This is a genomic window from Sphingobium sp. LSP13-1-1.1, assembly GCF_040676415.1.
In the GTDB taxonomy this organism is placed as follows: domain Bacteria; phylum Pseudomonadota; class Alphaproteobacteria; order Sphingomonadales; family Sphingomonadaceae; genus Sphingobium.
The window spans coordinates 49,493-75,727 of the sequence record NZ_JBEGHU010000012.1 but is presented as its reverse complement, the minus strand read 5'-3'; the positions used below and the strand labels follow the sequence as shown (position 1 = coordinate 75,727).

General features: G+C 66.3%; 32 protein-coding genes. 7 read left to right on the top strand and 25 right to left on the bottom strand.

The window, feature by feature from the left end; all coding sequences use genetic code 11:
• Positions 1-35 precede the first annotated feature (35 nt).
• From MRBLSP13_RS07960 to MRBLSP13_RS07945, 4 genes are all read right to left on the bottom strand, one after another.
• The gene (locus MRBLSP13_RS07960; RefSeq protein WP_363754340.1) at positions 36-1,064 is read right to left on the bottom strand and encodes a glycosyltransferase family 4 protein; all 1,029 of its coding nucleotides are present in this window, start codon (positions 1,062-1,064) and stop codon (positions 36-38) included.
• Between the two features lie 29 nt (positions 1,065-1,093).
• Complete coding sequence (locus tag MRBLSP13_RS07955; RefSeq protein WP_133651700.1) at positions 1,094-1,957, bottom strand: UDP-2,3-diacylglucosamine diphosphatase; 864 nt, start codon at positions 1,955-1,957, stop codon at positions 1,094-1,096.
• A gap of 99 nt (positions 1,958-2,056) precedes the next feature.
• Positions 2,057-2,677 (bottom strand): glutathione S-transferase family protein, encoded by a 621-nt coding sequence (locus MRBLSP13_RS07950; protein ID WP_363754337.1) that lies wholly within the window; start codon positions 2,675-2,677, stop codon positions 2,057-2,059.
• Between the two features lie 81 nt (positions 2,678-2,758).
• Positions 2,759-3,778, bottom strand: a complete 1,020-nt coding sequence (locus MRBLSP13_RS07945) for an NAD(P)H-quinone oxidoreductase (protein ID WP_363753885.1) — start codon at positions 3,776-3,778, stop codon at positions 2,759-2,761.
• A 96-nt stretch (positions 3,779-3,874) separates the two neighbouring features.
• Here MRBLSP13_RS07945 and MRBLSP13_RS07940 point away from each other — a divergent pair, with 96 nt between their 5' ends.
• From MRBLSP13_RS07940 to MRBLSP13_RS07930, 3 genes are all read left to right on the top strand, one after another.
• Positions 3,875-4,072 carry a DUF1192 domain-containing protein gene (locus tag MRBLSP13_RS07940; protein WP_363753883.1) on the top strand — a complete coding sequence of 66 codons (198 nt, stop codon included), beginning with the start codon at positions 3,875-3,877 and terminating at the stop codon, positions 4,070-4,072.
• Between the two features lie 157 nt (positions 4,073-4,229).
• Positions 4,230-6,548, top strand: coding sequence for an ATP-dependent Clp protease ATP-binding subunit ClpA (gene clpA / locus MRBLSP13_RS07935; protein WP_133651698.1), 2,319 nt, complete (start codon positions 4,230-4,232; stop codon positions 6,546-6,548).
• Positions 6,549-6,784: 236 nt separating this feature from the next.
• Positions 6,785-7,414, top strand: coding sequence for a glutathione S-transferase family protein (locus MRBLSP13_RS07930; protein ID WP_363753881.1), 630 nt, complete (start codon positions 6,785-6,787; stop codon positions 7,412-7,414).
• A 56-nt stretch (positions 7,415-7,470) separates the two neighbouring features.
• Here the strand turns inward: MRBLSP13_RS07930 and MRBLSP13_RS07925 are convergent, their stop codons facing one another.
• The gene (locus MRBLSP13_RS07925) at positions 7,471-8,208 is read right to left on the bottom strand and encodes a Bax inhibitor-1/YccA family protein (protein WP_363735272.1); all 738 of its coding nucleotides are present in this window, start codon (positions 8,206-8,208) and stop codon (positions 7,471-7,473) included.
• A gap of 120 nt (positions 8,209-8,328) precedes the next feature.
• Between MRBLSP13_RS07925 and thpR the strand changes: the two genes are divergently transcribed.
• A complete protein-coding gene (gene thpR, locus MRBLSP13_RS07920; RefSeq protein WP_363735273.1) occupies positions 8,329-8,874 on the top strand; it encodes an RNA 2',3'-cyclic phosphodiesterase in 546 nt (181 codons plus the stop codon).
• A gap of 39 nt (positions 8,875-8,913) precedes the next feature.
• Here the strand turns inward: thpR and MRBLSP13_RS07915 are convergent, their stop codons facing one another.
• Positions 8,914-9,471 (bottom strand): superoxide dismutase family protein, encoded by a 558-nt coding sequence (locus MRBLSP13_RS07915; RefSeq protein ID WP_363735274.1) that lies wholly within the window; start codon positions 9,469-9,471, stop codon positions 8,914-8,916.
• A gap of 63 nt (positions 9,472-9,534) precedes the next feature.
• Here MRBLSP13_RS07915 and MRBLSP13_RS07910 point away from each other — a divergent pair, with 63 nt between their 5' ends.
• Positions 9,535-9,702 (top strand): hypothetical protein, encoded by a 168-nt coding sequence (locus MRBLSP13_RS07910; protein WP_363735275.1) that lies wholly within the window; start codon positions 9,535-9,537, stop codon positions 9,700-9,702.
• A gap of 85 nt (positions 9,703-9,787) precedes the next feature.
• On the opposite strand, the gene MRBLSP13_RS07905 is transcribed toward MRBLSP13_RS07910, so the two are convergent.
• The 10 genes from MRBLSP13_RS07905 to MRBLSP13_RS07860 form a co-directional block, all read right to left on the bottom strand.
• Positions 9,788-10,864, bottom strand: coding sequence for an OmpA family protein (locus MRBLSP13_RS07905; RefSeq protein ID WP_363735276.1), 1,077 nt, complete (start codon positions 10,862-10,864; stop codon positions 9,788-9,790).
• A 190-nt stretch (positions 10,865-11,054) separates the two neighbouring features.
• Positions 11,055-11,558: a DUF2793 domain-containing protein gene (locus MRBLSP13_RS07900; RefSeq protein WP_363735277.1), complete on the bottom strand. Its 504-nt coding sequence runs from the start codon at positions 11,556-11,558 to the stop codon at positions 11,055-11,057.
• 34 nt (positions 11,559-11,592) lie between these two features.
• Positions 11,593-13,791, bottom strand: a complete 2,199-nt coding sequence (locus MRBLSP13_RS07895; RefSeq protein WP_363753879.1) for a phage tail protein — start codon at positions 13,789-13,791, stop codon at positions 11,593-11,595.
• Positions 13,792-13,803: 12 nt separating this feature from the next.
• The gene (locus MRBLSP13_RS07890; RefSeq protein ID WP_363735422.1) at positions 13,804-14,163 is read right to left on the bottom strand and encodes a peptidoglycan endopeptidase; all 360 of its coding nucleotides are present in this window, start codon (positions 14,161-14,163) and stop codon (positions 13,804-13,806) included.
• A gap of 8 nt (positions 14,164-14,171) precedes the next feature.
• Positions 14,172-14,990, bottom strand: coding sequence for a DUF2163 domain-containing protein (locus tag MRBLSP13_RS07885; RefSeq protein WP_363735279.1), 819 nt, complete (start codon positions 14,988-14,990; stop codon positions 14,172-14,174).
• Entirely contained in the window at positions 14,987-17,314 is a 2,328-nt protein-coding gene (locus tag MRBLSP13_RS07880) for a DUF2460 domain-containing protein (protein WP_363753877.1), read from the bottom strand. Before MRBLSP13_RS07880 ends, MRBLSP13_RS07885 begins: the two co-directional genes overlap by 4 nt.
• The gene (locus MRBLSP13_RS07875) at positions 17,311-17,874 is read right to left on the bottom strand and encodes a tail tape measure protein (RefSeq protein WP_133651971.1); all 564 of its coding nucleotides are present in this window, start codon (positions 17,872-17,874) and stop codon (positions 17,311-17,313) included. Before MRBLSP13_RS07875 ends, MRBLSP13_RS07880 begins: the two co-directional genes overlap by 4 nt.
• A 79-nt stretch (positions 17,875-17,953) precedes the next feature.
• Positions 17,954-18,208: a phage tail assembly chaperone gene (locus MRBLSP13_RS07870; protein WP_363753875.1), complete on the bottom strand. Its 255-nt coding sequence runs from the start codon at positions 18,206-18,208 to the stop codon at positions 17,954-17,956.
• Entirely contained in the window at positions 18,205-18,516 is a 312-nt protein-coding gene (locus tag MRBLSP13_RS07865) for a gene transfer agent family protein (RefSeq protein ID WP_363735283.1), read from the bottom strand. Before MRBLSP13_RS07865 ends, MRBLSP13_RS07870 begins: the two co-directional genes overlap by 4 nt.
• Positions 18,513-18,920: a phage tail tube protein gene (locus MRBLSP13_RS07860; protein ID WP_133651687.1), complete on the bottom strand. Its 408-nt coding sequence runs from the start codon at positions 18,918-18,920 to the stop codon at positions 18,513-18,515. Before MRBLSP13_RS07860 ends, MRBLSP13_RS07865 begins: the two co-directional genes overlap by 4 nt.
• Before the next feature lie 57 nt (positions 18,921-18,977).
• Between MRBLSP13_RS07860 and MRBLSP13_RS07855 the strand changes: the two genes are divergently transcribed.
• Positions 18,978-19,307: a hypothetical protein gene (locus MRBLSP13_RS07855; protein ID WP_363735285.1), complete on the top strand. Its 330-nt coding sequence runs from the start codon at positions 18,978-18,980 to the stop codon at positions 19,305-19,307.
• A gap of 83 nt (positions 19,308-19,390) precedes the next feature.
• Here MRBLSP13_RS07855 and gp17 read toward each other — a convergent pair whose 3' ends face one another.
• From gp17 to MRBLSP13_RS07810, 9 genes are all read right to left on the bottom strand, one after another.
• Positions 19,391-19,786: a tail completion protein gp17 gene (gene gp17 / locus MRBLSP13_RS07850; protein WP_363753873.1), complete on the bottom strand. Its 396-nt coding sequence runs from the start codon at positions 19,784-19,786 to the stop codon at positions 19,391-19,393.
• Complete coding sequence (locus MRBLSP13_RS07845) at positions 19,783-19,986, bottom strand: hypothetical protein (RefSeq protein WP_363753871.1); 204 nt, start codon at positions 19,984-19,986, stop codon at positions 19,783-19,785. The genes gp17 and MRBLSP13_RS07845 overlap by 4 nt, the downstream gene beginning before the upstream one ends.
• Complete coding sequence (locus MRBLSP13_RS07840; protein ID WP_363753869.1) at positions 19,983-20,468, bottom strand: head-tail connector protein; 486 nt, start codon at positions 20,466-20,468, stop codon at positions 19,983-19,985. Before MRBLSP13_RS07840 ends, MRBLSP13_RS07845 begins: the two co-directional genes overlap by 4 nt.
• Before the next feature lie 135 nt (positions 20,469-20,603).
• Positions 20,604-21,716: a phage major capsid protein gene (locus MRBLSP13_RS07835; RefSeq protein WP_363753867.1), complete on the bottom strand. Its 1,113-nt coding sequence runs from the start codon at positions 21,714-21,716 to the stop codon at positions 20,604-20,606.
• A gap of 127 nt (positions 21,717-21,843) precedes the next feature.
• On the bottom strand, positions 21,844-22,236 hold the full coding sequence (locus tag MRBLSP13_RS07830) for an HK97 family phage prohead protease (protein WP_363735291.1): 393 nt from the start codon (positions 22,234-22,236) through the stop codon (positions 21,844-21,846).
• The gene (locus MRBLSP13_RS07825; RefSeq protein ID WP_363735292.1) at positions 22,229-22,549 is read right to left on the bottom strand and encodes a DUF6127 family protein; all 321 of its coding nucleotides are present in this window, start codon (positions 22,547-22,549) and stop codon (positions 22,229-22,231) included. The genes MRBLSP13_RS07830 and MRBLSP13_RS07825 overlap by 8 nt, the downstream gene beginning before the upstream one ends.
• Before the next feature lie 23 nt (positions 22,550-22,572).
• Complete coding sequence (locus MRBLSP13_RS07820) at positions 22,573-23,703, bottom strand: phage portal protein (RefSeq protein WP_363753865.1); 1,131 nt, start codon at positions 23,701-23,703, stop codon at positions 22,573-22,575.
• Positions 23,704-23,816: 113 nt separating this feature from the next.
• Positions 23,817-24,155 carry a hypothetical protein gene (locus MRBLSP13_RS07815; RefSeq protein ID WP_133651678.1) on the bottom strand — a complete coding sequence of 113 codons (339 nt, stop codon included), beginning with the start codon at positions 24,153-24,155 and terminating at the stop codon, positions 23,817-23,819.
• Positions 24,156-24,298: 143 nt separating this feature from the next.
• The gene (locus tag MRBLSP13_RS07810; RefSeq protein WP_363753862.1) at positions 24,299-25,612 is read right to left on the bottom strand and encodes a DNA-packaging protein; all 1,314 of its coding nucleotides are present in this window, start codon (positions 25,610-25,612) and stop codon (positions 24,299-24,301) included.
• 64 nt (positions 25,613-25,676) lie between these two features.
• On the opposite strand from MRBLSP13_RS07810, the gene MRBLSP13_RS07805 reads away from it, so the two are divergent.
• A complete protein-coding gene (locus MRBLSP13_RS07805) occupies positions 25,677-26,123 on the top strand; it encodes an acetyltransferase (RefSeq protein ID WP_363735424.1) in 447 nt (148 codons plus the stop codon).
• Positions 26,124-26,235: the final 112 nt, after the last annotated feature.

Genomic DNA, 26,235 nt, shown 5'->3' with positions numbered 1-26,235 from the left:
ATAGTGCATCCAGCCCTGTCGGGCAAGGAAAAGCGTCAGGCCGCGCTGTCGAGCATCTGGGGATCGATATTATGAAGGCCGGTCAGGAATTCCTGCGCGCTGCGTTCCCAGCTGAAGCTTCGGCCATAGGCGGCGCAAGCCTGACGGTCGCAGACAAGCGCTGCGGCAATGGCCTGCTCCAGCCTGTCCGACAAGGCGCCGGTTTCGGGAGTGACGATGTCGACAGGGCCGGTTACGGGATAGGCGGCGACCGGCGTGCCGCAGGCGAGCGCCTCGATCATGACGAGGCCGAAGGTGTCGGTGCGGCTGGGAAAGACGAAGACGTCGGCGCCGGCATAAGCGCCAGCCAGCTCGGCACCGAACATCGGCCCCAGGAAATGCGCCTGAGGATAGGCCCTCTGCAGCGTGGCGCGGGCGGGCCCGTCCCCCACGACCACCTGCGTGCCGGGATGATCGCTGGCGAGGAAGGTCTCCAGATTCTTCTCGACCGCGACACGACCGACATAGAGCTGGATGGGGCGCGGCAGATCGGCAAAGATGGCGGGCGGTGCCGCTTCGGGCGTGAAGGCGGTCAGGTCGACCCCCCTGCCCCAGGCGCGGACCTGCGGCAGCCCATGGGCGCGCAACTGCTGCCGCACCGATCGGGTCGACACGAGGACGGCCTCGGCCGGTCCATGGAACCAGCGGATGTAGCGCCAGAACCACCCTGCGGGCAGGCCGGTGCGCTGCGCCACATAGTCCGGGAAATGCGTGTGATAGGCAGTGGTGAAGCGAATGCCGCTGCGCAGGCACCAGCGCCGCGCCGCCAGGCAAAGCGGCCCTTCGGTCGCCAGATGGATCGCATCCGGACGGAAAGCCGATATCATCTGCCCGACCACGCTTGAGCGCGCAAAGGCCAGCCGGATCTCCGGATAGGTCGGACAGGGGATGGATCCGAAGAGATCGGGCGAGATCAGCTTCACCTCATGCCCCATCTTCTCCAGTTCCGCCTGCATGGTATGGAGCGTGCGGACGACGCCATTCACCTGCGGAGCCCAGGCGTCGGTCACGATGATGATCCGCATCGGGGACGGACGCATCGTCGCTTCCCCGGTCACGCCGCAATCCGGGAGGGTTCGTCGGCGGTGCGCCCGGCGATCTCGTCTGCCCAGTGCAGCACCTCCATGCGCCCGTCGAAATGCTCCACCAGGGCTGTGCAACCTTCCACCCAATCGCCGTCATTATAATATTGGATGCCGGCAATCTCGCGGATTTCGGCATTGTGGATATGTCCGCAGACGACCCCGTCGACGCCGCGGGAACCCGCTTCATGCGCCACGACTTCCTCGAAGCGGGAGATGAACTCGACGGCGTTCTTGACCTTGTGCTTGGCCATCTTGCTGAGCGACCAATAGGGCAGCCCCATGCGTTGACGCACAGCGTTCACCACCACGTTGACGCGCATCAACATGGTGTAGGCGGCGTCGCCGACAAAGGCGAGCCAGCGATGCGCCAGCATGATGGTATCGAACTCGTCACCGTGCAGCACCAGCAGCTTGCGGCCGTCCGCGGTTTCATGAAGCGCCTTGCGCCGGATCTCCACGCCGCCGAAGCTGAGGCCGGTGAACTGGCGGAACATCTCGTCATGATTGCCAGGAATGTAGATGACGCGCGTGCCCCGCTTGGCCCGCTTCATCACCCGCCAGACCACGTCATTATGCGCGGCGGGCCAATAGAAACGCCTCTTCAGCCGCCAGCCGTCAATGATGTCACCCACCAGGTACATGGTGTCGCTGTCGACGCTGTCCAGGAAGTCGATCAGCATCCTCGCATTGCAGCCTCGGGTGCCCAGGTGAATGTCCGAAATCCAGATCGTGCGATAGCGGCGACGTTTTCCTTCCCGCTCGGGGATGGCGAAATTGTCGTCGGCGCCATCGTCCAACTCCGCCAGAAAAGGCAGGCGCGTGATGGCATTCATGATGCAACCCCTGAGCTGTTTCCCTCAGGAGCGAATCCATAGCCGCCCTATGTTACAACTCCGCGCCGAATATGACGAAAATGCTACGGATTACAGGGTTTATCCGCGCATCGGCACATAATTCGCCAGGTTCTGGACACGTTCGATCCAGCCAGGGATCGCGGGAAATTCATCCAGCCGAAAGCCACCTTCGTCCGCGACATGAGTGTAGGCGAACAGCACGATATCCGCCAAACTCGCCTGGGCGCCGACAAACCAGTCGCGGCCGGCCAGATGCGCGTCCATGAGCGCGAGCGCCGCCCTACCACCTTCCCGCTTCTGCGAAACCAGCCCGCGCTGCAGGTCGGAAAGCTGCGCCTCGCCAACAACCGACAGCCAGAAGCGCAGCGTGGCGACATTGGGCTCATGGCTATATTGTTCGAAGAACATCCAGTGCAGCATGTCCGCCCGATCAAACCGGTCGGCAGGAATGAGCGCCGAGCCATGGGCAAGATAGGCGCAGGCGGCATTGCTTTCCGGCAGGAAGCGATCCCCCACCTGCAACACCGGAATGCGGCCATTCGCGTTCATCTTCGCGAGAAATTCCGGCGTGCGCGTCTCCCCCTGCATGATGCAATAGGAACGGCGCTCCAGCGGAAGGCCCAGCAGGGCCGCCGTCAGACGGATCTTGTAGCAATTGCCGGAAATCGGGTCCTCGTGCAGGATCAGCGCTTCGCCCACATCCGTCTCCTTCACCCCGGCCCTTTAAACGGCAATGGCGCACACCGGAAACAAAGCGCGGGCGCGGGTCATAAGCCCCGCTTATCCGACGGTGAGCACGATCTTGCCGAAATGATCGCCCGCATCCATCCGGGCATGTGCAGCGGCGGCCTCCGCCAGCGGAAAACGCATATCCATTGCGGGCCGCAGCCTGCCCTGTTCGACAAAGGCCCACACCACCCGCATCAGTTCATCCGCAACCAGGCTCTTGAAAGCCACCGAGCGCGGACGCAGCGTCGAACCCGTCAGCGTGAGCCGCCTGCTCATGATCGCGGGGATGAAGACCTCCGCCCTGGGCCCGCTCATCGCCGCGATGGACACATGTCGTCCATCTTCCGCCAGGCACTGGATGTTGCGCGGCAGATAATCCCCGCCGACCATGTCCAGAACCGCCTGCACGCCCTGCCCGCCGGTGATCCGCTTCACTTCCTCGACGAAATCCTGGCTGCGATAGTTGATCGCGTGATCCGCCCCCCAGGCCTTCGCCTGCTCGCATTTCGCGTCGCTCCCGCAGGTCACGATGATGCCGATGTCGAACAGCTTGCAGAGCGAGATCGCCATGGTGCCGATCCCGCTCGTGCCGCCATGGACCAGGACCACATCGCCTTCCACCACATAGGCGCGCTCGAACAGGTTGCTCCAGACGGTGAACAGCGTTTCCGGCAGGGCTGCGGCCTCGACCAGATCATAATCCTCCGGCACCGGCAGGCATTGGCCCGCGGGCGCTAAGGCATATTCGGCATAGCCCCCGCCCGGCAGAAGCGCGCAGACGCGCCGGCCGATCAACAATTCCGCGCTGCCACCCGCGGCGACGATCGTGCCGGCCACTTCCAGTCCCGGAATGTCCGACGCGCCGGGCGGGGGCGGATATTTGCCCTGCCGCTGCATGACATCCGGCCGGTTGACGCCAGCGGCGACCACCTTGATCAACACCTCATCAGGTCCGGGCACGGGAACCGGCCGCCGCTGCGGCACCAGAGCCTCCGGCCCTCCGGGAGCCGCGATGCCGATCGCCGTCATTTCATTCGGCACGTCACCCGGCATTGCGCCCTCTATCGCCATTGCGCCCCTCGCGGCAGATGTTGCACCGCACCTAAATCGACGGGCGGAATACAGGCCTTATTGACAGACTGGCCCGCAGGGTCAACATTGCGGTTCATGGACATGGAAGGCGATCTGCCCCGAAAGGCCGATGATCCTCTGGCCCAGCTGCTCCGACAGGACCTGGGTCCATTGTCCGTTGCCGAACTCGAAGCGCGCGTTGCCGCGCTGGAGGGCGAAATCGCCCGAACCCGGTCCAAGATTGAAAGCGCCGTTAACCACAAAGCAAGCGCCGAGGCGTTATTCAAGCGATGAACCTCCGCCCCGCCCTGCGCGACTCCATCGGGAGTTTTACCGGGTACGGGCAGTCTGGCAATTCCGGTGGTCAAGATGCCCATCTTGATCCGCCGTCGAGCAATGCCGACATATGGTGCAAGACAGCCCCTCATTGGGGGCCAGGAGTATAAAAGACATGCCATCTTTCGCACCCGCCCTTGAAACCACCCTGCATAATGCGTTGACCCACGCTTCGGAGCGTCGTCACGAATATGCGACGCTGGAGCATCTGCTGCTCGCGCTGATCGACGATGAACATGCGTCGAAGGTGATGCAGGCCTGCGGCGTGGAGCTTGGCGAATTGTCCGATGCGGTGACGCAATATCTGGACACCGAACTCGACAGCCTGAAGGTGGAAGGGGCAAGCGACCCCTCCCCCACGAGCGGCTTCCAGCGGGTCGTCCAGCGCGCGATCCTGCATGTCCAGTCTTCCGGCAAGGATGAAGTCACGGGAGCCAATGTGCTCGTCGCGCTTTTTTCCGAGCGGGAGAGCTATGCCGTCTATTTCCTCCAGCAGCAGGACATGAGCCGCCTGGATGCCGTCAGCTACATCAGCCACGGCGTCGGCAAGGGTACTGCCGCTCCTGAGCAGCGCGAAACCAAGGGCGCTCAGGAAGAGGAAAAGAAGGCGCAGGACAGCAAGGGCAAGAAGGATAGTGCCTTGGAGCAGTTCACGGTCAACCTCAATGAGAAGGCGACGCGGGGCAAGGTTGACCCGCTGATCGGCCGCAGCGCCGAAGTCGACCGGACGATCCAGATCCTGTGCCGCCGGTCGAAGAACAACCCGCTCTATGTGGGCGATCCGGGCGTCGGTAAAACCGCCATCGCGGAGGGCCTGGCGCGCAAGATCGTCGAGGGCGAGGTTCCCGACGTGCTCAAGGAAGCGGTCATCTACTCGCTCGACATGGGCGCGCTGCTGGCGGGCACCCGCTATCGCGGCGATTTCGAGGAGCGGTTGAAGGCGGTCGTCACCGAACTGGAGAAGATGCCGCACGCGGTCCTCTTCATCGATGAGATCCATACCGTCATCGGCGCGGGCGCAACCAGCGGCGGCGCGATGGACGCGTCCAACCTGCTGAAGCCCGCCCTGTCCGGCGGCACAATCCGTTGCATCGGATCGACCACCTACAAGGAGTTCCGCAACCATTTCGAGAAGGACCGCGCCCTGCTGCGCCGGTTCCAGAAGATCGACGTCAACGAACCCACCATCGACGACACGATCAAGATTCTCGCAGGGCTGCGCAGTGCCTTCGAGGAGCATCACAACGTCAAATACACGCCCGATGCGATCAAGGCGGCGGTGGAACTGTCGGCGCGTTACATCAATGACCGCAAGCTGCCGGACAAGGCGATCGACGTGATCGACGAAGTCGGCGCGATGCAGATGCTGGTGGTGCCGTCGAAGCGCAAGAAGACGATCACGCCCAAGGAGATCGAGCAGGTCATCGCGACCATGGCGCGCATCCCTCCCAAGACCGTGTCCGCCGACGACAAGTCGGTCCTGGAAACGCTCGACACGGATTTGAAGCGCGTCGTCTTCGGTCAGAACCGGGCGATCGAGGTGCTGTCCTCCGCGATCAAGCTGTCGCGGGCGGGCCTGCGCGATCCCGACAAGCCGATCGGCAACTATCTCTTCTCCGGCCCCACCGGCGTCGGCAAGACGGAGGTCGCGCGGCAACTCGCCAGTCTGCTCGGCATCCCGCTCCAGCGCTTCGACATGTCGGAATATATGGAACGTCACTCGGTCAGCCGCCTGATCGGCGCGCCTCCAGGCTATGTCGGCTATGACCAGGGCGGCCTGCTGACCGATGCGGTCGACCAGAACCCGCACAGCGTCCTGCTGCTGGACGAGATCGAAAAGGCACATCCGGACCTGTTCAACATCCTGTTGCAGGTGATGGACAATGGCCGCCTGACCGACCATCACGGCAAGACGGTGGATTTCCGCAACACCATCCTCATCATGACCACCAATGCCGGTGCGTCGGACATGGCGAAGGAAAGTATCGGCTTTGGCGAACTGACCCGCGAGGATGTTCAGGAGGACGCGGTGAAGAAGCTCTTCACCCCGGAATTCCGCAACCGCCTCGATGCCATCGTGCCCTTCGGCTATCTGCCGCCGGAAATCGTGGCGCGGGTCATCGACAAGTTCGTGCTGCAACTCGAACTGCAACTGGCGGATCGCGACGTCCACATCACGCTGGACGACGATGCCAAGGCATGGCTCACCAAGAAGGGCTATGACAAGCTCTACGGCGCCCGTCCGATGGGCCGCCTGATGCAGGAAAAGATCAAGCAGCCGCTGGCCGAGGAACTGCTGTTCGGCAAGCTGGTGCATGGCGGCGAGGTCCATGTCCGTATGAAGGACGATGCCCTCGCGTTCGAGATCACCCCCGCCGCCCCCAAAAAGGGCAAGAGGGGTGGCAAGTCGAAGCCCGCGGAACAGGCGAAATAAGCGAACGAAAGCATCGATGAAATGATGAGGGCGGCCCATGAGGGTCGCCCTCATCATTTTTGAACGGAAAGCCGATCCCCCTTCCGTACGATGCATTCAGGAAGATCCGCACGGCGTCCAAGCCGATCCGGTCCGGACAATCTCGCCGCACCCGCCCATTCGGCCTGCCGCGGCAGAACTTGCGGATGATGGTCGATCTGGACCAAATATCCCCGCGCCAATGCAGGAGAGTCACAATGCCGAATGCAATCACGCTGTACACCAATCCGATGTCGCGTGGGCAGATTGCCCGCTGGATGCTGGAGGAAGTGGAACAACCCTATGACATGGTCATTCTGGATTTCGAAAGCGGCATGAAATCCGCCGATTATCTGGCGATCAACCCGATGGGCAAGGTTCCGACAGTCGTGCACGCGGGGAAGGTCGTGACCGAATGCGCGGCGATATGCGCCTATCTCGCCGATGCCTTTCCTAACGCCGGCCTTGCGCCTTCCACCGACAGTCGCGCCGACTATTATCGCTGGCTTTTCTTCACCGCCGGCCCCGTGGAGGCAGCCGTCACCAACAAGGCCCTGGGCTTTGTCGTCCCCGAAGGCCGGGACCGGATGGCGGGCTATGGCAGCTTCGATCATGCGATCGACACCCTGGAACGCGCCGTCTCGGGACAGACATGGATTTGCGGGGATCGGTTCACTGCGGCCGACGTCTATGTGGGCTCGCAGATCGATTGGGGCCTCAGCTTCGGTTCGATACCCAGTCGCCCCGCCTTTGAGGCTTATGCCGGGCGCCTGCGCGAACGTCCGGCCTACAAGCGGCAGAAGGAACTCGACAATGCGCTGATCGCGAAAATGCAGAAGCCCTCCTGAATAAAAAGGCCCGGCGGATCACTCCACCGGGCCATGATGTTTTCGGCAGGCCTGCCTCAGTTGCGCTGATTGCCCATGAAGCGAAGCAGGAAAAGGAACATGTTGATGAAGTCGAGATAGAGGTTCAACGCCCCCATCACCACCGACTTGCCCATCATGTCCGTCCCGGCGACATAGGCATAGATGCTCTTGATCTTTTGCGTGTCGTAAGCCGTCAACCCGGCGAAAAGGAGCACGCCGATAAAGCTGATCACCAGATTCATCGCGCTCGATTTCAGGAACAGGTTGATGAGGCTGGCGACCAGCAGGCCGACCACACCCATGATAAGGAAGGTGCCGAAGCCCGAAAGATCGCGCTTGGTCGTATAGCCCCAGAGGCTGAGGCCAGCAAAGGCGGCCGCCGTCGCGAAGAAGGTCTGCGCAACCGACGTTCCGGTATAGACGAGCAGGATGGAGGAGAGCGACAGGCCCATCACCGCGGCATAGGCCCAGAACATCGCCTGCATCGCGAAGGTCGACAGGCGATTGATGCCGAAGCTCATCGTCATCACGAACAGCAACGGGGCGAACATGATGATATATTTCAGGATGCCGGGCCCAGCCAGGATCTGATAGGCAAGCCCGCTGGAGGCGAACAGCATGGCGACAACGCCGGTCAACAACACGCCGCTCGCCATATAATTGTAAACCGACAGCATATAGCTGCGCAGGCCAGCGTCGTACGCCTCCCCCCGCGCCACGGTCGTGCCGCCAAAACCCGCAATGTCGGAACGGGGATCGGACCAATTGGCCATGAGATATTCTCCTTCACCGGCATCCATGCGGCCGGTTTCCCTATTATCGGCTCATCCCGTTCCCAATTCAAGCCGCGAGCGCAATCTGACTTATGCCCGAAAAGCTACTATAGAAATGCGATGCACCGCTTGTTCGTCGCCCTGCGCCCACCCGCCGGCGTCCGTGCCGCACTCCTCGCCCTGATGAGCGGAATCAGGGGCGCGCGCTGGCAGGATGACGACCAATTGCACATCACCCTGCGTTTCGTGGGAGAGGTCAGTCGCCATCAGGCCAATGATCTGGCCGATGCGCTGGACGAAATCCGCTTTTCCCCCTTCCAGCTCGCCTTGTCCGGCGCAGGCTGCTTCGAGCGCAAGGGCCATGTCCACACGCTCTGGGCAGGCGTGGAGCCGCACGATTCCCTGGCGCAACTTCACCGGAAGGTCGACCGCGCCTGCGTCACGGCCGGTCTTTCCCCGGACGATCGCAGCTATTTCCCCCATGTCACGCTCGCCCGCTTTGGGCGAACGGCAGGCCCCTTGGACGCCTTCATGGCGCTTCATGCCGGCCTTTCCAGCACCCCATTCACCGTGAGCGAATTTGCCCTCTATGAGAGCCACCTCAGCGAAAGCGGTTCGACCTATCATCTGATCGAACGCTATCGGGCGGAAACGGGCGAGCCCTGAGGGAAGATGCTAGCTCAGGCTACGCCGCGATCGCGCCATTCACGAATTGCCCCCCGACAATATGCCGCACGCAACTCGGCTGCCCGCATTCCCAGCCGGGTCGGTTTTATTGTCGTCGGCCTGCGCATGGATCACTATGGCCGCGCCATCCGCGTCCAGCAACGGCGTGGCGCCTCCATGGATGGTTGCGCCGGCGATGACATATTCCATTTCCCCTGAACCGTCAGCGCCGGCGATCATGTTCGGCATGTCGCCCATATGCATTCCGGCCGGGTTGTCCTTGCCATGCTTGTGCCCGGTCGGGTTCCAGTGCCCGCCAGCGCTGGCGAAATCCGGTGGCGTGCACACGCCCGTGCCATGGATATGCACGGCATGCATGCCCGGCGTCAGACCTTGCGCGCGCACCAGAACATGCAAGCCATCGGTGGCCTGCGTCACCACCGCATCACCCCGTGACGTTCCATCGCCAGCCAGCAGCTTTGCACGCGCCACCGGCGCAGCGGCATCACCGGCGGTCGCCGTTTCCGACGATGCGGCAGCACAGCCCGATGCGATGGCAAGCAAGGGGGATGCCAGAAGAATTGCGGCAATTTTCATGATGAACAACTCCAAGAAGGATGCTGCCAGGCGAACGCAGCATAACGGTCTTTTGTTGCCTGAGTGATCCGAAATGTCACCGTCTTTCCGTCCGATAAGCGTCATCTCGAGCTGCTGAACCGGATGTTTCTGCACTGGCAGGAAAGCCGGCGCTCGGCGCAACTCGTCGCCGCCATTGCCGCCGCGCTCGGCTCCAGCAACGCGTTGTTTCATGAGCCGCGCGACAATTGACAGGATTTGCCAGTACCGGAGGCATAAAAAAGGGGCCAGTCTTGCGACCGGCCCCTCTTTTCTTCAGTCCCGAAGGACGGAAATCTTACTGGCCCGAACCCGGACCGTAGGTGATTTCCACGCGACGGTTCTGCAGTTCGCGAACGCCGTCGGCCGTTTCCACGCGGGGGTTCGATTCACCGAACGCCTGGGTGGTCATCACGCCGTCAGGGATACCCTTCGAAGCCATGTAGGCCTTGACCGAGTCAGCGCGACGCTGCGACAGGCCAACGTTGTACGAGGCCGAACCCGAACGGTCCGCATAGCCCGCCAGCATGACCTGGGCGCTACCGCAGTTGCTGTAGGCCGAAACCGCATTGTCCAGAATGGTGGCGGCATCAGGCGTGATGTCCGACTTGTCCCATTCGAAGAAGACGATGTACGGTCCAGGGCTGCACTCCGCAACCGGCGGCGGCGGGGGCGGCGGGGGCGGCGGGGGCGGCGGCGGGGGCGGCGGTGGAGGCGGCGGAGCAGCCGGTTCACCACCGAAGTTATAGGTCAGACCCAGCAGCACGCTGTGGGTGCGCAGCTTGGTGTCAACCGACGAGCCAGCGGGGCCACCGATGGTGGTGTAGGCCGGGATCAGCTTGATATCGTCCTGGTTGAAGAAACGATACTTCAGCGAGACGTCGACATGATTGGTCAGCGGGTAACGAACGCCAGCGATCGCCTGCCAGGCGAAACCGGTGTCGGAATCGTTGACAGTGTCGTTGGCTAGCTTGCCGCGCGACACGCCGACACCGCCGCCGACGAAGCCCTGCAGGCCATCATCGGGACCGAAGTCCAGCAAACCGTTCAGCATGAACGACAGAGCCGAAGCCGAACCACCGAAGCCGCTCTTGTCGAGGTCGACCAGAGCGCGCTTGTACGCCGCTTCTGCTTCCAGACGGAAACCACCGAAGTCATAACCGATGTTGCCATCGACATCAAAACCCTTGTGGTAGTCCACGCCAGCCAGCGTATTGCTGGCGGCACCGCCATTACCGGGGGTGAAGGTGATGTCCTGATCTTCGACGAGGACAACACCGGCATCTGCACCAATATACCAGCTGTTGTCACGCGCCAGGGCCGGGGTGGCCAAGGCGCTTGTCGCAAGCACAGCCGCGAGGGCAAGCTTCCGCATCTGAATTCCCCTTTCAAAAGTGTCACGAAGGACTGCTTAAACCCTGTATCGGCTAGAAAGTTTCATGGCAAGTCCACAATTGGCAAAACTGTTGCAAATATAACGCAGTTAGCTCGCTTGACGACCCCTCAAATCTCATCTCGAACAGCAGTTGCGGCATCAGGCAGACACACTGAAAGTCGCCGCCCGCTCACGTTGCGATCAGGCCATGTTCCTGCAACGCTCCCAATATTGCAACCAGCGCCGAGCGCGCCTCCGCATCGACCGTCGCGCCCCCTGTGGGACTGGCGATCGCCGCCCCGGCCGCGCCGACCACTTTTGTGCCGCCAATATGGATCCCATCCGCCTGCACAGCGCTATCCCGCCAGTTCACGCCGTCATGCAGCATGGCGTGCCCCCTGTCCACGACCCACAAGGACAGGCCGGCCCGCGGAGCGGCAAAACGCCAGCCCCCTTCGGTCCAGCCAGCCACGGCGCCGTCCTGGCCTTCCCAGGCGCCGACCGCGCCGGCCGCCACGACCCAGCAGGCACCCACCGTCGGCGCCACAGGCGGTTCGTCCAGGTCCGCGCTTTCCGCCGCCCCATGCAGCAGCATGTCGATCCGGGCCAAGGCCTCGTTGTGAAACAACTCCTTCTGCGCCTGCCCGGCAAAAAGTTGGGGCAAGGCCCAACGGCATGTCGAATCCATCGTCATGATATAATTGTCCTTTTCTTTCGGAAGGCCATGGTCAGGCGGCCAGGACGATCCGCGTCGCCCTGCCCGGCGCATAGGTGCCGATCTGCCGGATCTCGCAGGCCAGCTCGCCGGGATGCGCCATATCCTCGGTCACCGCAGCGGCCTCATAGGCCCAGGGCGAGTGGTCGGTGATGATCCTGCGCACTTCCATCGCCCCTGCAAACAGCCGCAGTTCATAGCTTTCGCGATCCTCACCCAGCGGGACGTCGGCGCCATTCGTCCAGCGCCATCCATTCCTGCTGCGCCTCGTCCAGCTGATGCTCCAGCCTCCGGTCCCGTCGGCACGCGCCGTCACATGCACCGGAGAAGGCGGCACTATCGCCTCGCCTCTTATCGTCAACAGCGCCTCGGCCGGTTCGCTGTCGCCCACGCCGATCGCAGCCATGCGCAGGCTGCCGCCAATATCCGCCCCGGCGCCATGGAGGGCAAGGTCGACCAACCGGTCCTCCTCCAGCAACAGGAAAGCCTCACCCTCTTCATGCGATGCCATGGCCCATTCGGTGCCGAACAAGCCGCGCCGCAATCCTTCCAGCCGAAAGCTGGCCTCGCCGGTCTGCACCACATGGCTGAACTGGACCAGCTCCTGCCCGACCAGGCACAGATTGCGGCCCATCCCCAGCGCCACTTCGTCCGCTCCACCCAATTCCATGTCCCCCGACAACAGGGTCACCAAGAGAGCGTTGACCTGGTCGATCATCGTCGCGCTGCCCGCGGGCAAGCCATTGTCCGTCCACCCCATCACGGCACGACCCGCCGTCCGCCCGGCAGGCGAAGCCTCCCCGGTCGCACCCATCAGGAACAGCGCCGCGCCGCGCCAACCCTCTCCACCACTCGCCGCCGCCATGAGGAGGGGGGCCGTCGCCGCCCCTTCCCTGATCATGGGCAGGTCCGCCAGCATCAATCTGGTCGGTCCATGTGGCCTGTCAGCCTGCCGCACCACCGCGCCCGACGATGCGCCCGCTGGAATTGCCGCCGCCGCGCCCGGCAAGCGTCGCAGCGCCAGACGCACTGCCATGCCTTCCCACTCCCGCTCCTCGATCTGCCAACGGCCCGCCACGCCCTCCACCGCAACGACGTCGCCCGGCGCATGGCACAGCGCGTCCCAGCCGCAGCGCAGCGTCATCGTCGATCGGCCGGCCCAGGCCGCTCCCAGCTTCCGCGCCGCCAGCAACCGCGCCTCCTCGCCGGACAGCACCATGGGCAGGTCCATTCCCTGCTCCAGCCGTCCCGGACCCGGCCTGCCGATGCGCTGGACGCCCGCCTGATAGTCGCGTGCCGGATCATGATAGCGGACCGACAGGGCCGCCGGCACGCTGTCGGCCGCGCCGCCCGAATGTTCGAAGCCGTCCAGCGCCCGTCCATTGACCGACCGGCACAGATCGTCGGACCCGATTGGCGCGGCGCCCTCGGCCGGTGCAGTCCGCAGGCGCAGTCCGGCCTCTTCTGCGAGCAGGGACAGGTCGAACGCCTCCACCAGCGGCGCCAGCGCGTCGCCCACGTCCGCGCCACTCGCCGCCATGCCGGCCACCGTACCCAGCCCCTCGCCCGTCAATATTCGCCCGCTCAGTTCGGCCGCCAGATCGGCAATTGCGACCGGACCCTCGTCCGCCTCCACCTCGAAGGTCAGGGAGGGGATGCGATTGCCATAATCCGCCAGCGCCAGATCCTCGAACACGGCATAGGCAATCCCCCGATGCCCCGGCGTCGCCGCCAATCCCTGCACCGCCGCGATCAGGGGGTCGACCGGCTGATCCTCTCCTCCCTCATGCAGCCGGAAAGCTCCCAGCTCCGTCTTGAAGTCCCCGGCCGCGCCGTGCAGCAGGTTGCCGTCCGCCCATATCCGTCGCACGGACCGGACCGACCGCGCCGACAGAGCCACGGCAAAGCTGGCCGAATAGCTGTAGTTCGTGACGCTGGGCCGCCCCTTGCCCCCGCCGCTCCTGTGCCGCGCCTCCTTGAGGTCGGTGGCCCAGATCACCGTTCCCGCCACCCGCAGCATTCCGAACAACTTGGGCACCTGCGATCCGTAGGTCGACGTCTGCACCTGGATCTCGTTCAGCCGCCGCCCCTCCACGCCCTTGGGCTTGAACAGCACGGCATGGTCGAACGCATTGCCGATCAACCCGCCAATGGCACCGCCCAGCGGCCCGCCAATGGCCGTGCCAAGGGCGGTCAACACGATCGTCGCCATAGATAGATACTCCTATTCCGCTCGCCAGTAACCGATCACCGGCCAGGGTGAAGGCCCCGGCATCTCCACCACGCGCCCCAGGCCCGCATGGGCATGGACATGCCCGCCCGGCACCACGATCATCAGATGCAGTTGCAGGGGGCCCGGCCGCACCAGCGCCAGATCGCCCTCGCGCGCCGCCTCGACCCGCCGCAATCCCGCCGCCCGCAACCATTCCGACGCCCGGCCCTCATCCCCCGATCGCAGCCCATATCCCTCCGGCGCCGCCCGCTTCAGGACCAGCGCCGCCAGCCCCACGCAATCCAGCCCCCGCTCGGGCGACCGCCCATGCAGCCGGAACGGCACGCCCACCAGCGCCCTGGCCTCCGCCACCGCGCCGCTCATGCGGCTCCCGGATAGCGGGTCAGCAAATCCGTCCCCGGCAGATAAGGCTCCCCGCGAAAATTCACCGCATTGCCGAACCGGCCGATGCACGTCGCAAGCTGCCGGTCGCACCCCTCGGTCAGCAAGGCCAGCGCCCCCGCCTCCACCGCAAATGGCGGCGGATCGGCCAGGCTCACACCGCCGGCGCCATTGTCGATCACCCCCTGCACTATCCCGCCATTGGCTCCGGTCAGCCAGCGCAACGTCCCGAAGGCATAGGCCCCCGGCTCCAGCCCGGCCACGCTCGCCACCGCATCCTCGACCGCGCCGACAATGACCACCCGCCGCCGCCCGGCCAGATCGACGCGACATTGCCTGTCTCCCAGCATTGCCCGGCAATCGGGCGATGTGGACGGCGCGACAGAGGCCTTCAGCGCCGCCATCGCGCCCACCAGCTCCGCCGTAAAGGCCCCCGCCTTGCGCTTCACCGCGCCGATCTCGCCGCGCGCCAGCAGCAGCCAGAGATCGCCCGGCGTCTCCCACTCGGTCAGCCGCAACTCCAGCCCGGCGCCGTCCCAGCGCCCGGCCGCCAGATCCGCCTCGCTGATCGCATCCGCGACCAGCGCGCCCTCGACATCGCTGTCCGCGCCCTCCAAGCCAATCCCGCTCCGCACGGCGGACGGCGTCATCCCCGGCGCCGCCCGATAGAGCATATGCCCGATCTCCAGATCGCGATCATGGCTCGTCAATCCGATCGTCACCCCGTCCCGCCGCTCGATCCGCCAGCAAAAGGCCAATGTCGCCAGCGGTTTCTCCAAAGCCTCCGCTCCGCTCATTCCCTGATCTCCACCAACGGCACCGAAGGCGCCTCGCCCGCCGCGAAGGTCGCCCGATTGATGTCCAGCCGGTCCTCGGCAAAGCGCACCGGCACATCGAAGCGGAAACCGGCGGTCAGCACCGCACCCTCCGCAGGCGCAGCGTCAAAGGCGATCATTCCCAACCCGGCATGGCTCCAGCCGCCCACCATCTCGGCGCCATTCACCGCCACCCTGATGGTGCCCGCCACCGGCCGCGTGATCCGCCGCACCTGCGCCTCTTCGCCGGCGCCGTAGAAGCGCTGCAACGGGAACGCCGTCCGCACCCCATCGCCCAGTCCCAGGCGCTGGTCCAGCGGCCCCGGCGCTTCCCCCATGCCGCAACTGCGATCGTCATAGGGATCGGTGAAGCGGAACCCCCGCGCCGCCCCCCGCCGCGCCCGGAAGAAGGCGATCAGCGCCGCCATGTCCGCCTCCGACCGCACGCCCGGCCCGGCATCGAAGGACAATCGCGCATCGGCCCAGTCGCTGCTGCGCCGCTCATGCCCCGAAACGCTCTCCACGACCTGCGTCGAAAAGGCGGGCGCCACGCTCGCCTCGCGCCCTATCGCCAGAGGAAAAGACACATCATCAAAGGCTTGCACATCTTTCTCCCCAGATAATCTGAAGCAGGTGAAGCCATCCCGCGCCACCTGCGGCAGCGCCCAGATGAAGGTCGCCGCCGTCCCCCGCCGCACCGCCGCATCCGCCGCCGCCGCGATCTCGCGCCATTGCGCGACGTCCTCGCCGCGCAGCACGAAGCCTGAAAGATAATGCTGCGCCTCGACCGGATAGCCCAGCCGCTCCACCGCCAGTTCGACACCCCGCGCCGTCAGCCGCTCGCGCCCCTGCGTCACCCAGTCATAATCTTCCAGTTGCAACACATCGAAGGCGGGGGACGCCCAGCCCAAGGGCATGTTCGCCCGCTTGGCTTCCGGCGCCAGCGGATCGAGCACGGTCGGCAGATAGGCCAGCAGATGCGTCACCGCCCCCGGCGCCACTCCCTTCACCCAGGCGCAGAGCGCCGCCGTGGAGGCCGCCAGCACTTCGCCCGCCCGATCCAGCAATGCCTTCTGCCCGCCGCTCAGCGCGCCCCGCACGTCCGGGATCGACACCAATGCCCCGCCAAAGGCCGCCCGCGCCGCATCGTCATACAGGCAGATGCGCCCATCCGCGGGCACCACCCACCACCAGGGCTCACCCACCTGAAAGCTGATCGGAATACCAGCCGCCAAGCCAATGGAAACAAAGGCCCCGGCTACCATCCGCAAATAGCTCATCGCGCCATCATGCGCCGGGGAGAGCAAGGTTGAAGGCGGCGACCAGCCCGTCAGTGCGGGCGTGCCATCCTCCGCCCTCTGCTTCCAGTCATTCCAGCAATGCGCGTCGAACAGCTCATAGGAGAGCGACCAGATCATCCCCAGCCCGAATGCCTTCGCCTGCCGCGCGAAATCCGCATGCCAGGCCGCGCAGGGCGCATTCAGCACGCCCCCGGCCAGGCTGATATAAAGTCCGCCACCCAGGGGTTCGAGCCGGAAATAATGGCTCATCCCGACATAATGGTTGATGTCCCCGCGATAACCCAATGCATGGATCGATGCGACGATCCGCTCCGGCGTCTGGTTGAAGCAGTCGTCATAGCCGGTCGCCATCGACAGCCCATGTTCGGGCAGCACCACGTCGCCCACACGCAGCACCGATCCGGCGCCGTCGCAGCGCATGTCCGAAAGCTCGCACCATCCCTCGACCCCGGCCGCGAACGGCGTGCTCCCCGCATCATAGGTTGGCGCCGCGAGCGACAGGAACATCCTGTCCACATCGCCCGCCCACACCTCTTCCCCCTCGCTCGGCAGGAATCCGCTCCTGATCGCGGAAAAATCCAGCGTGACAACAGCATCTTCCGGCCCACCACTCGCATAGTTCCACAAGCGCACATACCAGGCCCGCGCATGGCCCGCCGCATCCCTCCCCTCGATCGTCAGCGTCGGCCCATGCGTCTGGTCCAGCCGCCGCAGCCCGCCGCTGCGCCAGCGAAAGCGCAACACGCAGTCGCGAAAATCCCGATCCGTGTCATAGGCGAGCAGAGCATGGCTCCACCTGTCCTCCGCTTCCCAGATCAGCCCGGCCAGATCGCCCGATCCGTAGAAGACCGCATCCACCCGCAGCGCATCGGGCGCGGTCGTCACCACGCTGGCCATCATCGGCCGGGGAAAATTGACGGTCCAGTGCGTCGGTGCAAAACGCTTCATGAACAGCGTTTCCTGCCCCCGCCGCGCATCCGCCAGCCAATAACCCAAGGCATTCATCCGTTTATCGCTCCCCTCACCGCGCGCGCCACCTGCCGCGCGCTGCGCGCCAGCAATCGGGCGCTGTCGGCACCCTGCCCCTGAACCGCAATGGAAACCCGCACGTCCCGGACGCTTCCGCCGCCCTGCCCGCCATTTGGCCCGCCATTGGCAACGACCTGCCCGCTCATCGTCGGCACGAAGACCTCGGGTCCCCGCTCCCCCACGACATAGGCCCGCCCCGGCGCCACCGGCCCGCCGGTCGCCCGCCCGGGCAGACCCAGCGCCGACGCGGCCAGCCCGATCAGCCCGCCGTCCCCCCCGATGCTGTTCACCCCGGCCCGCAGGGCGCCGGCGGCAATGTCATCCAGCATGCGCAGCGCGACCGCCTTCAATTCCTGAAACCCGAACGCCCCGGTGCGCACGGCCCGCAGCAAGCCCTGTTCGATCCGCCGTCCGGCTCGCTCCGCACCCGTGGCCAAGGGCCCCTCCAGCGCCCCTCGCATGGCCTCCACATCCCGCGCAAAACCCTGCGTATCCGCCCGCACCCGCACGACCAGATTATCGATTTCCTCGTCCATCCCACCCCCCAAATTCATCCTGAACCGCAATGCGCTCCTGCGCAGGCGGGAGCTCAGCCCGGCCGAGCTTCCCCTCGTTTCAAGCGGAAGGTCGGCTCCCCCTTTCCGGCGCTATGCTCCCGGCGCCCGACATGCCTTCGTCCGGCATCCCGGCCCGCAGCCTTTCCAGCTCCGCTCGGTCCATCCCGCCGCGCGCCTCCTCCTCATCTCCGCGCGCCGCGCGCAACACGCTCTCCAGCTCGGCCGGCGTCGCCCGCCAGAACTCGTCCGGCCGCCAGCCCAGCAACCACCCCGCGACCCCTGCCAGTCGCGCCGCCATTTTGAAAAAGCTCATCGTCCCCCCAAAATCTGTGCCAATATTCCCCGCAGGACAGGCGTCAGCTTCGCCAGCCCGACCGCCACGATCGCCTCGCCCAGCGCATCGCGCGTCAGCCCCGCCGGCGGCTCCACCAGACAATGCCAGAACAGCCCCGCCATCTCGGCGAGCGACAGCTTCCCGTCGGCGGCCCGCTCCACCAGTGCGAACAGCGGCCCCAATTCCTCCTCGGCCGCCACCAGGGCCGCGAAGCTGGGCCGCAGGACCAGGCGCTCCCCGCCCAGTTCCAGCGCGGCCTCGCCCCTTGCGCCATTGGGCGCGCTCACAGCGACACCACCGGCCCGGAACTCTCCAGGCCCAGCGCATAGTTGCGCTCCCCATTATAATCCCCGGCATAATCGAGCCGCGTCACCAGGAAGCGCCCGCGCATCTTCTCGCCGCTTTCGAAGCTCAGCTCATAATCCTCGATTGTCCCGGCCAGCGCATGGTTGCGCAGCCGCACCTCCGCCGCGGATCCTGTGAATATGCCCGCCGCCGACACGCTGACGGATCGCACGCCCGCGCCGGACAGCAGCTCGCGCCAGCCGCCCGATTCCTTGTGCGTGACATTCACCGCCTCGCCATTGACGGACAGTTGCGTGGTCCGCATCCCCGCCACGGTCGCATAGGCCGCAGGCGCGCCCCCATCCCCTATTTTCAACAGAAACGCGCTTCCTTTTTCCACGCCCATGGCGCATTCTCCTCTAAGATAAACCGTGCAAGATTCGGGATTTGGAGAGAGGCCCCTATGTTCGTCACTGCCCCCCTGATGCTGTTGCTGGCCGCCGCTCCGCAGGGCGGCGTCGATGTCGGCACCGGCCGCAAGGATTATTCCCAGTGCCTGTCGAAACAGATCCAGCCCGCCATCGACAAGAAGCTGTCGCTTGCCGATTTCCAGGCCACGCTGAAGAGCGAATGCGGCGCCAAGGAAACCGCCTTCCGCACCGCCATCGTCGCCGACGACAAATCCAGCGGCATGTCGGAAAAGGACGCCCAATCGGACGCCGACGACCAGATCAGCGAATATCGGGACAAGATCGTCGGAGAATATGAAGACTATTCGAAGCCGGGCGTCTAAGCCCGCGCTTCACCGTCGTCCCCGCGAAAGCGGGGACCCGTCGCCCGCCCGGTCCTCCCCCGCAACGCTGGCGGGCCTATCGGCTACAGCCGCACCACCCGCACCCGATAATCCACCAGGGCCTGCCACCCGTCCCGCCCGGCCGTCCGCCCCATGCGAGAGCGCAGCAGCCGCGCGGCGATGACCTGCCAGCCCTCCACCGGCCCCACTGCCCGCATCACCGCGTCGACCCGCCCCAGCAGGCCGCCCAGCCGCAACGGCGCCTCCCCCGCATCGAACAGGCTGACCGTCATCGTCAGTTCCCGTCCCTCCACATCCTTCGCGCCCCAATCCAGCGCGATGCAGTCCCCCACAACGCCATAGGGCGCGCTCGCCCGCGCCGGCGCGCCGTCGAACAGCCCGTTCAACCCCGCCATCAGCACTGCATCCCCGCGCAGGGCCGCCACCACGGCCGCACGCACCGCCACTTCCGCGCTCATCGCCGTCCCCCTCCCCAATGCCGGCCCGCTTCCCGCAGCGCCAGGTCGCCCATCCACCGATCCTTCAGCCCGCGCCCGGACAGGCGCACAGCCTCGCCCTCGACCCGCGCCTCGATCCCGGAGGCCGCGAGGACGGCGACAATCCCCTGACGCCGCGCCTCCAGCCGCGCTTCGACCAGCGCCTTCAGCCGCGCCTTCATGCCAGCCGCATCCGTCGCCATGGCCGCCACAGCGCGCTCACCACGGCGGGCGGCGTCGCCACATCGCCGTCGCGCGCCGCGAAATGCTCCGCCGCCAGCCGGACGATCCCCTGCCGGATCGCTTCGGGCAGCGCCGCCTCATCGGCCGCCAGTCCCGCCCGATAGCGTATCGTGACCTTGCCCGGCCCATCGACCAGCCGCGCCCGCACCCATCCATCGCCCGACGCATCGATGTCGAAGGCATAGGCCTCCGGCGCCAAAGCCACGCCCGCCGCCTCCACCCCCTCGATCGCCACCACCGGCCGCGCCAGCAGCCTCTGCCAGCTCCCGTCGGCCGCGATCGTCTCCGCCGCCTCGCGCACCACCAGCCACTGCCCGATAAACTGCTCGCAAAGCCCGCAAGCCCCCGCCAGCAGCCGCTCCAGCACCTCATCCTCATCGTTCGACCCGATCCGCAACCAGGCCTTGAGATCCCCCAGCATCGCCCCTCCAAAGAAAAAGGGGACGCCCCGCAGGATGCCCCCAGTCTGCCCCTCTCCCCTGGCGGAAGAAGGACATGAAGCCTTACCCTCCTTCGACCGGCTCCGAACGGTCAGGCGAAGTCGGATGAGGGATGATCAGGACGCAGAAAACTTCATCAGCTTGATCGCTTCCGAATTGGCCACGGCGCCGCCGATCCGCTTCACCGCATAGAAATGCACGAACGGCTTGTTGCTGAACGGATCACGCAGGATGCTCGTCTCGCTGCGTTCGGAAATCACATAGCCCGCCTGGAAATTGCCGAACGCGATCGACAGCGAACCGGCCGCGATATCCGGCATGTCCTCCGCCTCGACCACCGGATAGCCCAGCAGGGTCGCCGGTTGTCCCACAGCCAGGGAAGGCTGCCAGATGAACGCGCCGTCACTGGTCTTCATCTTGCGAATGACCGACAGCGTCGCCGAATTCATCATGAAACAGGCCCCCTGGCGATAGGGCGCGCGCAACGCCTGCACCAGGTCGATCAGCTTGTCCTGCCCCGACGCGGCAAAGGCGCCCGACGCGCCCGACGCCACATATTGCAGCAACCCGAAGGCCCGCACGCTGTCCACCTCATTGGTGGTCGTATAGGTCAGGAAGCCCTTGGGCTTGTTCGTCCCATTGCCGTTGACGAAGGCCGCGCCCTCCGCCGCCGCGAACTCGCGGGCGATCTCCCCCGCCAGCCAGCTTTCGACATCGAACTGCGCATCGTCCAGCATCGCCTGGCTCGCCGCCGGATTGGCGTAAAGCTCGCCCGAAGGGGGCACGATCTCGTTGAAGCTCGGCGTCACCGTCTCCGCCCGCGCCCCCGTCTCGCTGGCCCAGCCCGACACGATGCCGCCGGCCGTCACCAGCTTGCGATAGCCCGCCGTCCCGGTCCGCACGACATTGGCGATCGAACGAATGGGCGAAATCGCCTTCAGCGTCGCCCCGATGATCTGGTCGATCTCCCGCGGCACCGCATAGCCGCCAGCCGCGCCCGACGCCCCGGAAAAGCTCTTCAGCTCGACTCCGGCCTCCAGCCCCTGCCGCACATATCTCTCGACAAAGGCGCCGCGCTGCGGATCGACCGCCCCGCCCTTGACGCCATCCAGCGCCGGCCGCTGCTGCATCAGCAGGGCCCCTTTCAGCGCCGCCACCTCGCTCTCCAGTCCCGCAATGCGTTCACCCTGCACCACCGCGTCAAAGCTCGCTTCCAACTGATCCGTCATCCACCACTCCCACGAAAAAGGGCGGCCCAACCGGACCGCCCGAACACTTCCTTCTCCCAGCGGGAAAAGGATACGAAACCTTGGCGACCCAGCCGCCTAGGCGAAGTTGGATGAGGGCGACTGCCCCCTATTCCACCGCGATCACCCTCGCCCGATCCTGCATCGGATGGGTCACGACACTGACCTCCACCACCTCCAGTTCCAGCAGTTCACGCGGCGCTTTCCCCCGCGCCTCCCGCACCCGATAGCCAAAGGACAAGCCGTCCACCGCCTTCTCCCGCAACGCCCGCGCCGCCTCCCGCCCAACGGCGGTCCGTGCCGACACCCGGCCGATCACGCGCAGTCCAAGGCGATCCTCCTCGACCTTCTCCACCGTCCCGATCACCTCGCCCGGCCTGTGCTGCCACAGCAGCGGCATCCCTGCCGCCACCCCGACAAAGGCCCCCGCCCGCACCACGTCACCGCCCCGATCCACCCGGTCGAACACCGCCGCATAGCCGGCAAACCGGACGTCACTCATGCCCCAGCCCCAGCAATCCCATCTTCACCGCCATCCCCAGCAGCATCAGCGCCGTCACGATCCGCACGACCCATGCGACCACGGCGCCGCGCGCCGCCTTCTTCGCGTCGCGCCAGGCACCCAGCAGCTCGCGCAATTCCCGCACATCCGCCTCGGCCCCACGATCCGCCAGTCCCAGCCGCGCCAGCGCCCGCCCGGCGCCCAATTCGCTCGCCTCCTCGATCAGCGCCCGGATCATCAGCATGTCCATCCCCACCGGCTGCACCTCGGCCTGCGCCACCAGCCGCGCCAGCATCTCTCCGTCATGTTTCATCCCTTGCCTCCGCACCCGCCGCCTCAACCCATGCCCAGCATCGCCTTCTTCTCCTCCGCCGACAGGAAGTCCGCCGCCGCCACCCGGTCCCACAGCGCGCCGCGCTCCTCGTACAGCGCGGGCACCGCATCCAGGTCGGCGCTCAGGCACAGCGCCGGCCACCAGCCCTGCAACCCCTGCGCCAGCCCGCCCCAGATCTTCGCCAGCAGCGGCAGGATCGTCTGCCGCCACAGCGCCCGATTGGCCTCGCGATAATTGGCGTAGCTATTGTCCCCCGGCAGTCCCATCAGCATCGGCGGCACGCCAAAGGCGAGCGCGATCTCCCGCGCCGCCGCCGCCTTCAGCCCGACGAAATCCATCTCGGCGGGCGTCAGGCTCATCGCCTTCCAGTCCAGCCCGCCCTCCAGCAGCATCGGCCGCCCGGCATTGGCCGCGCCGGAAAAGGCCATCTCCATCTCCCGCTTGACCCGCTCGAACTGTTCGGGGCTCATCACCGATCCGTCACCCGGATCATAGACCATCGCTCCCGAAGGCCGCGCCGCATTGTCCAGCAGCGCCTTGTTCCACACCGTCGCCGCATTGTGGATCGCCACCGCCCCGGCCGCCGCGCCGACGCAGCCCAGCCCGTAATGATCGTCCAGCGGATGCAGCGCCTTCAGATGCACGATCCCGGTCCGTCCGGCGCCATCCTCCGGCGACAGGCGCGTCACGCTTTCGCCGACGCGATACAGATAGGCCGCCGGCCAGCCCCGCGCATCCGCCTCCACGCTCACCCGTTCGGGCCGCAGTGCATAGAGTTCGCCCGGCATCCCGTCCGCGCCCAGGATGATCTGGACATAGGCGTTGCCGTGCAGCAGCAGGTGGCTCGCCACCGTCTCGACCAGCGACTGGCCGGAGGAACAGCGCGTCACCAGCGCCTTCACCCGCCCCCGGACATCCTCCGCGACGCCGCCGACGACCGGCACTGTCCCGCCCGCCCCCTCCGCCACCAGCCGCAGGGCGCGCTGCGCCACCGGATTGCCGACCACCCCGGCGCGCACCTGCTGCTCATAGCTGGCCGGCCATTCGCCCAGCGCGACCCCGCCCGAACCCCAGGCACGCGCCAACACCGGCCGCGCCCCGCCGCGCCCCGCCTTCACTCCGAAAAATTTCATTAGATGCACCCACAAAAAATCCTCCCTCCGGAACCGGGGGGAGGATAGTGAAGGTCGACGACGCCCGGCCGCCTACCGAAAGCTATAGGGGGGCTGTCCCGCCCCCGACATCCTCAGGGATTGCGCGCCAGGACCCGGTCGCAGGCCGAATTCGTCCCTTCGCTCTTGCCGATCACGCGGCCCGCCACGGCGCCCGCCGCACCGGCCAGCAGGGACTCGCCCAGGCTGCCACCGGCCAGCGCGCCCACGCCCGCGCCACCCGCCGCGCCGATCACCGTGCCCTTGTCCCGCCCCTTCTTGGCCTGGAGCAGGCAATAACGCACATCATCCCGGTCCCGCGGCGCTGCCCGCGCCACCCGCGCCCGCTCCTTGCTGTTCAGCGAAGCCGCCAGCACCGGCGAGCCCACCAGCGCCAGCCCCGCGGCAGCCATCGTCCATTTGGCCAATCTCATGACCCGATCTCCTTGCAAATCACACGAAAGGACTACGCAGACCCCCGCACTCTTGTTCCCTCATTCCGCCACCGCAACAGAGCCTGTCCCCGCGCCGTTCCGCGCTCCTGTGAAGGCGGGAACAGGAAGGAACCCGGCTTCCCCTAAATCCCCCGCACCCGCGCATCCCCGCGCCGCCCCAGCATCAACTCCGTCAGGCCCCAGACCAGTGCATCGGCGCGATCCGGCGATCGCCCCGGCCCCTCATATCCACCGCCCAGCATCATCCCGCACATCTGGTCCTCCAGTTCCGGAAAGCTCCCGCGATGCCCCACCCGCCCGGCCTCGTACAGCGCCGCCACCGGCTCTGCCCGCGCCACCTTGCCCCGGCTCGCATGCACCAGCCGCACGGGCAGCCCGGCCTCGGCCGCGCGCAGCACGCTCTCCACCATCGCGCCGCCATTATTGGCCTCCGCCACCACCCGGTCCGCGCCATGCAACAGCGCCGCCGCCGCCGCCGCCCGCGCCCAGCCCTCGGGCGTCGCCCCCTCCACGGTCGCATCGGCAATCACATAGGCCCGCCGGTCCTCGCCCAGCCCGACCACCACGATCCCGCAGGCATCTCCATGGGCGGAGGCGGGCGGATCGACCGCCACCACCACCCGCGCCAGCGCGCCACGCACATGCGCCACCCGGCACCGCTCCAGCAGGTCCCGGCGCCACAATGCGCCCTCGATCTCCTCGATCAGTTCGCCGTCCAGTTCCTGCCGCCCCAGCCGCGTGCCGCCATAGCCGCGCTCCATCGCCGCGAGGAACCCTTCGGCCAGATGCGCGACATTGTCCGCCGTCCGCCCCCGCGTCACGGCCACGTCGACGCCGCTGCGCGCCACCAGTCCCCGCAGCAGGGCGACGGGCCGCGGCGTCGTCGTCGCCAGCACGCGCGGCGCCGCGCCCAACCGCATCCCCATCATCAGATTGTCCCAGACGGCCTCGCTGCCCGCCCATTTGGCGATCTCGTCGGCCCAGCCATGGCTGAACTGCGGCCCGCGCAGGCTCTCCGCCTCCGCCGCGCCATAAAGCGTCGCGACCGCGCCATTGGGCCAGACCAGCTTGCGCAGCGCCGGCGCGAAGGCCGGCCGGTTCCACCAGGGCGCGATGGACAACAGGCCCGACGCCCCCTCCACCATCACCGCCCGCGCCTCGCCCAGCGTCGCCCCGACCAGCGCGATCCGCGCCGACGGGTCGCTCTCCGCAATGCCGCGCACCCATTCCGCCCCGGCCCGCGTCTTGCCGAACCCGCGTCCCGCCATCATCAGCCAGATGCGCCAGTCCCCTTCGGGCGCCAGTTGCTCCGGCCGCGCCAGCCAGCGCCAGTCATGCGCCAGCGCATCGGCCGCCGCCGCGCTCAGCCCCGCCAGCACCCGCTCGCGCGCGCCCTCCGGCAGATGCGCCAGCCGCTCGAAATCCGAAAGAGCCATGCACCGCCTCCATTCATCGATTTTCTCCCGGCCCGGATTTGGCCGACCCGCGCCCCGCCCCTATATGGCCGCCATGAGTTCGATCCGCCCCGCCCGCACCGCCGATGGCGCCCGCCTGCTCGACATCTGGCGCAAGGCCGTCGACGCGACCCATGATTTCCTGACGCCGTCAGACCGCGTCGCGATAGAGGCGGAGGTCGCCGCCTTCCTGCCCCATGCCCCCGCCTGGCTCGCCACCGACCCGGACGATCACGCCATCGGCTTCATGCTGATCGACGGCACGCATATGGAGGCGCTGTTCATCGATCCCGCATGGCGCGGCCAGGGCGTCGGCCGCCGCCTGGTCGACCACGCCCTCTCGCTCCACCCCACGCTCACCACCGACGTCAACGAACAGAATGCCCAGGCGATCGGCTTCTACGAAGCCATGCGCTTCGCCCGCACCGGCCGCTCCGACCAGGACGGCCAGGGCCGCCCCTACCCCCTGATCCACCTCCGCTACGCCCCCTGAAGGCATGGCTGGAAACGACCATTTGCGGCCGTTGACTGAATATAGCCCATCGCTCAAAAGTGGTCGCTATGGGGACCAAGAAGCTCGCAGTATGGCTCATCATCTCAGCGAC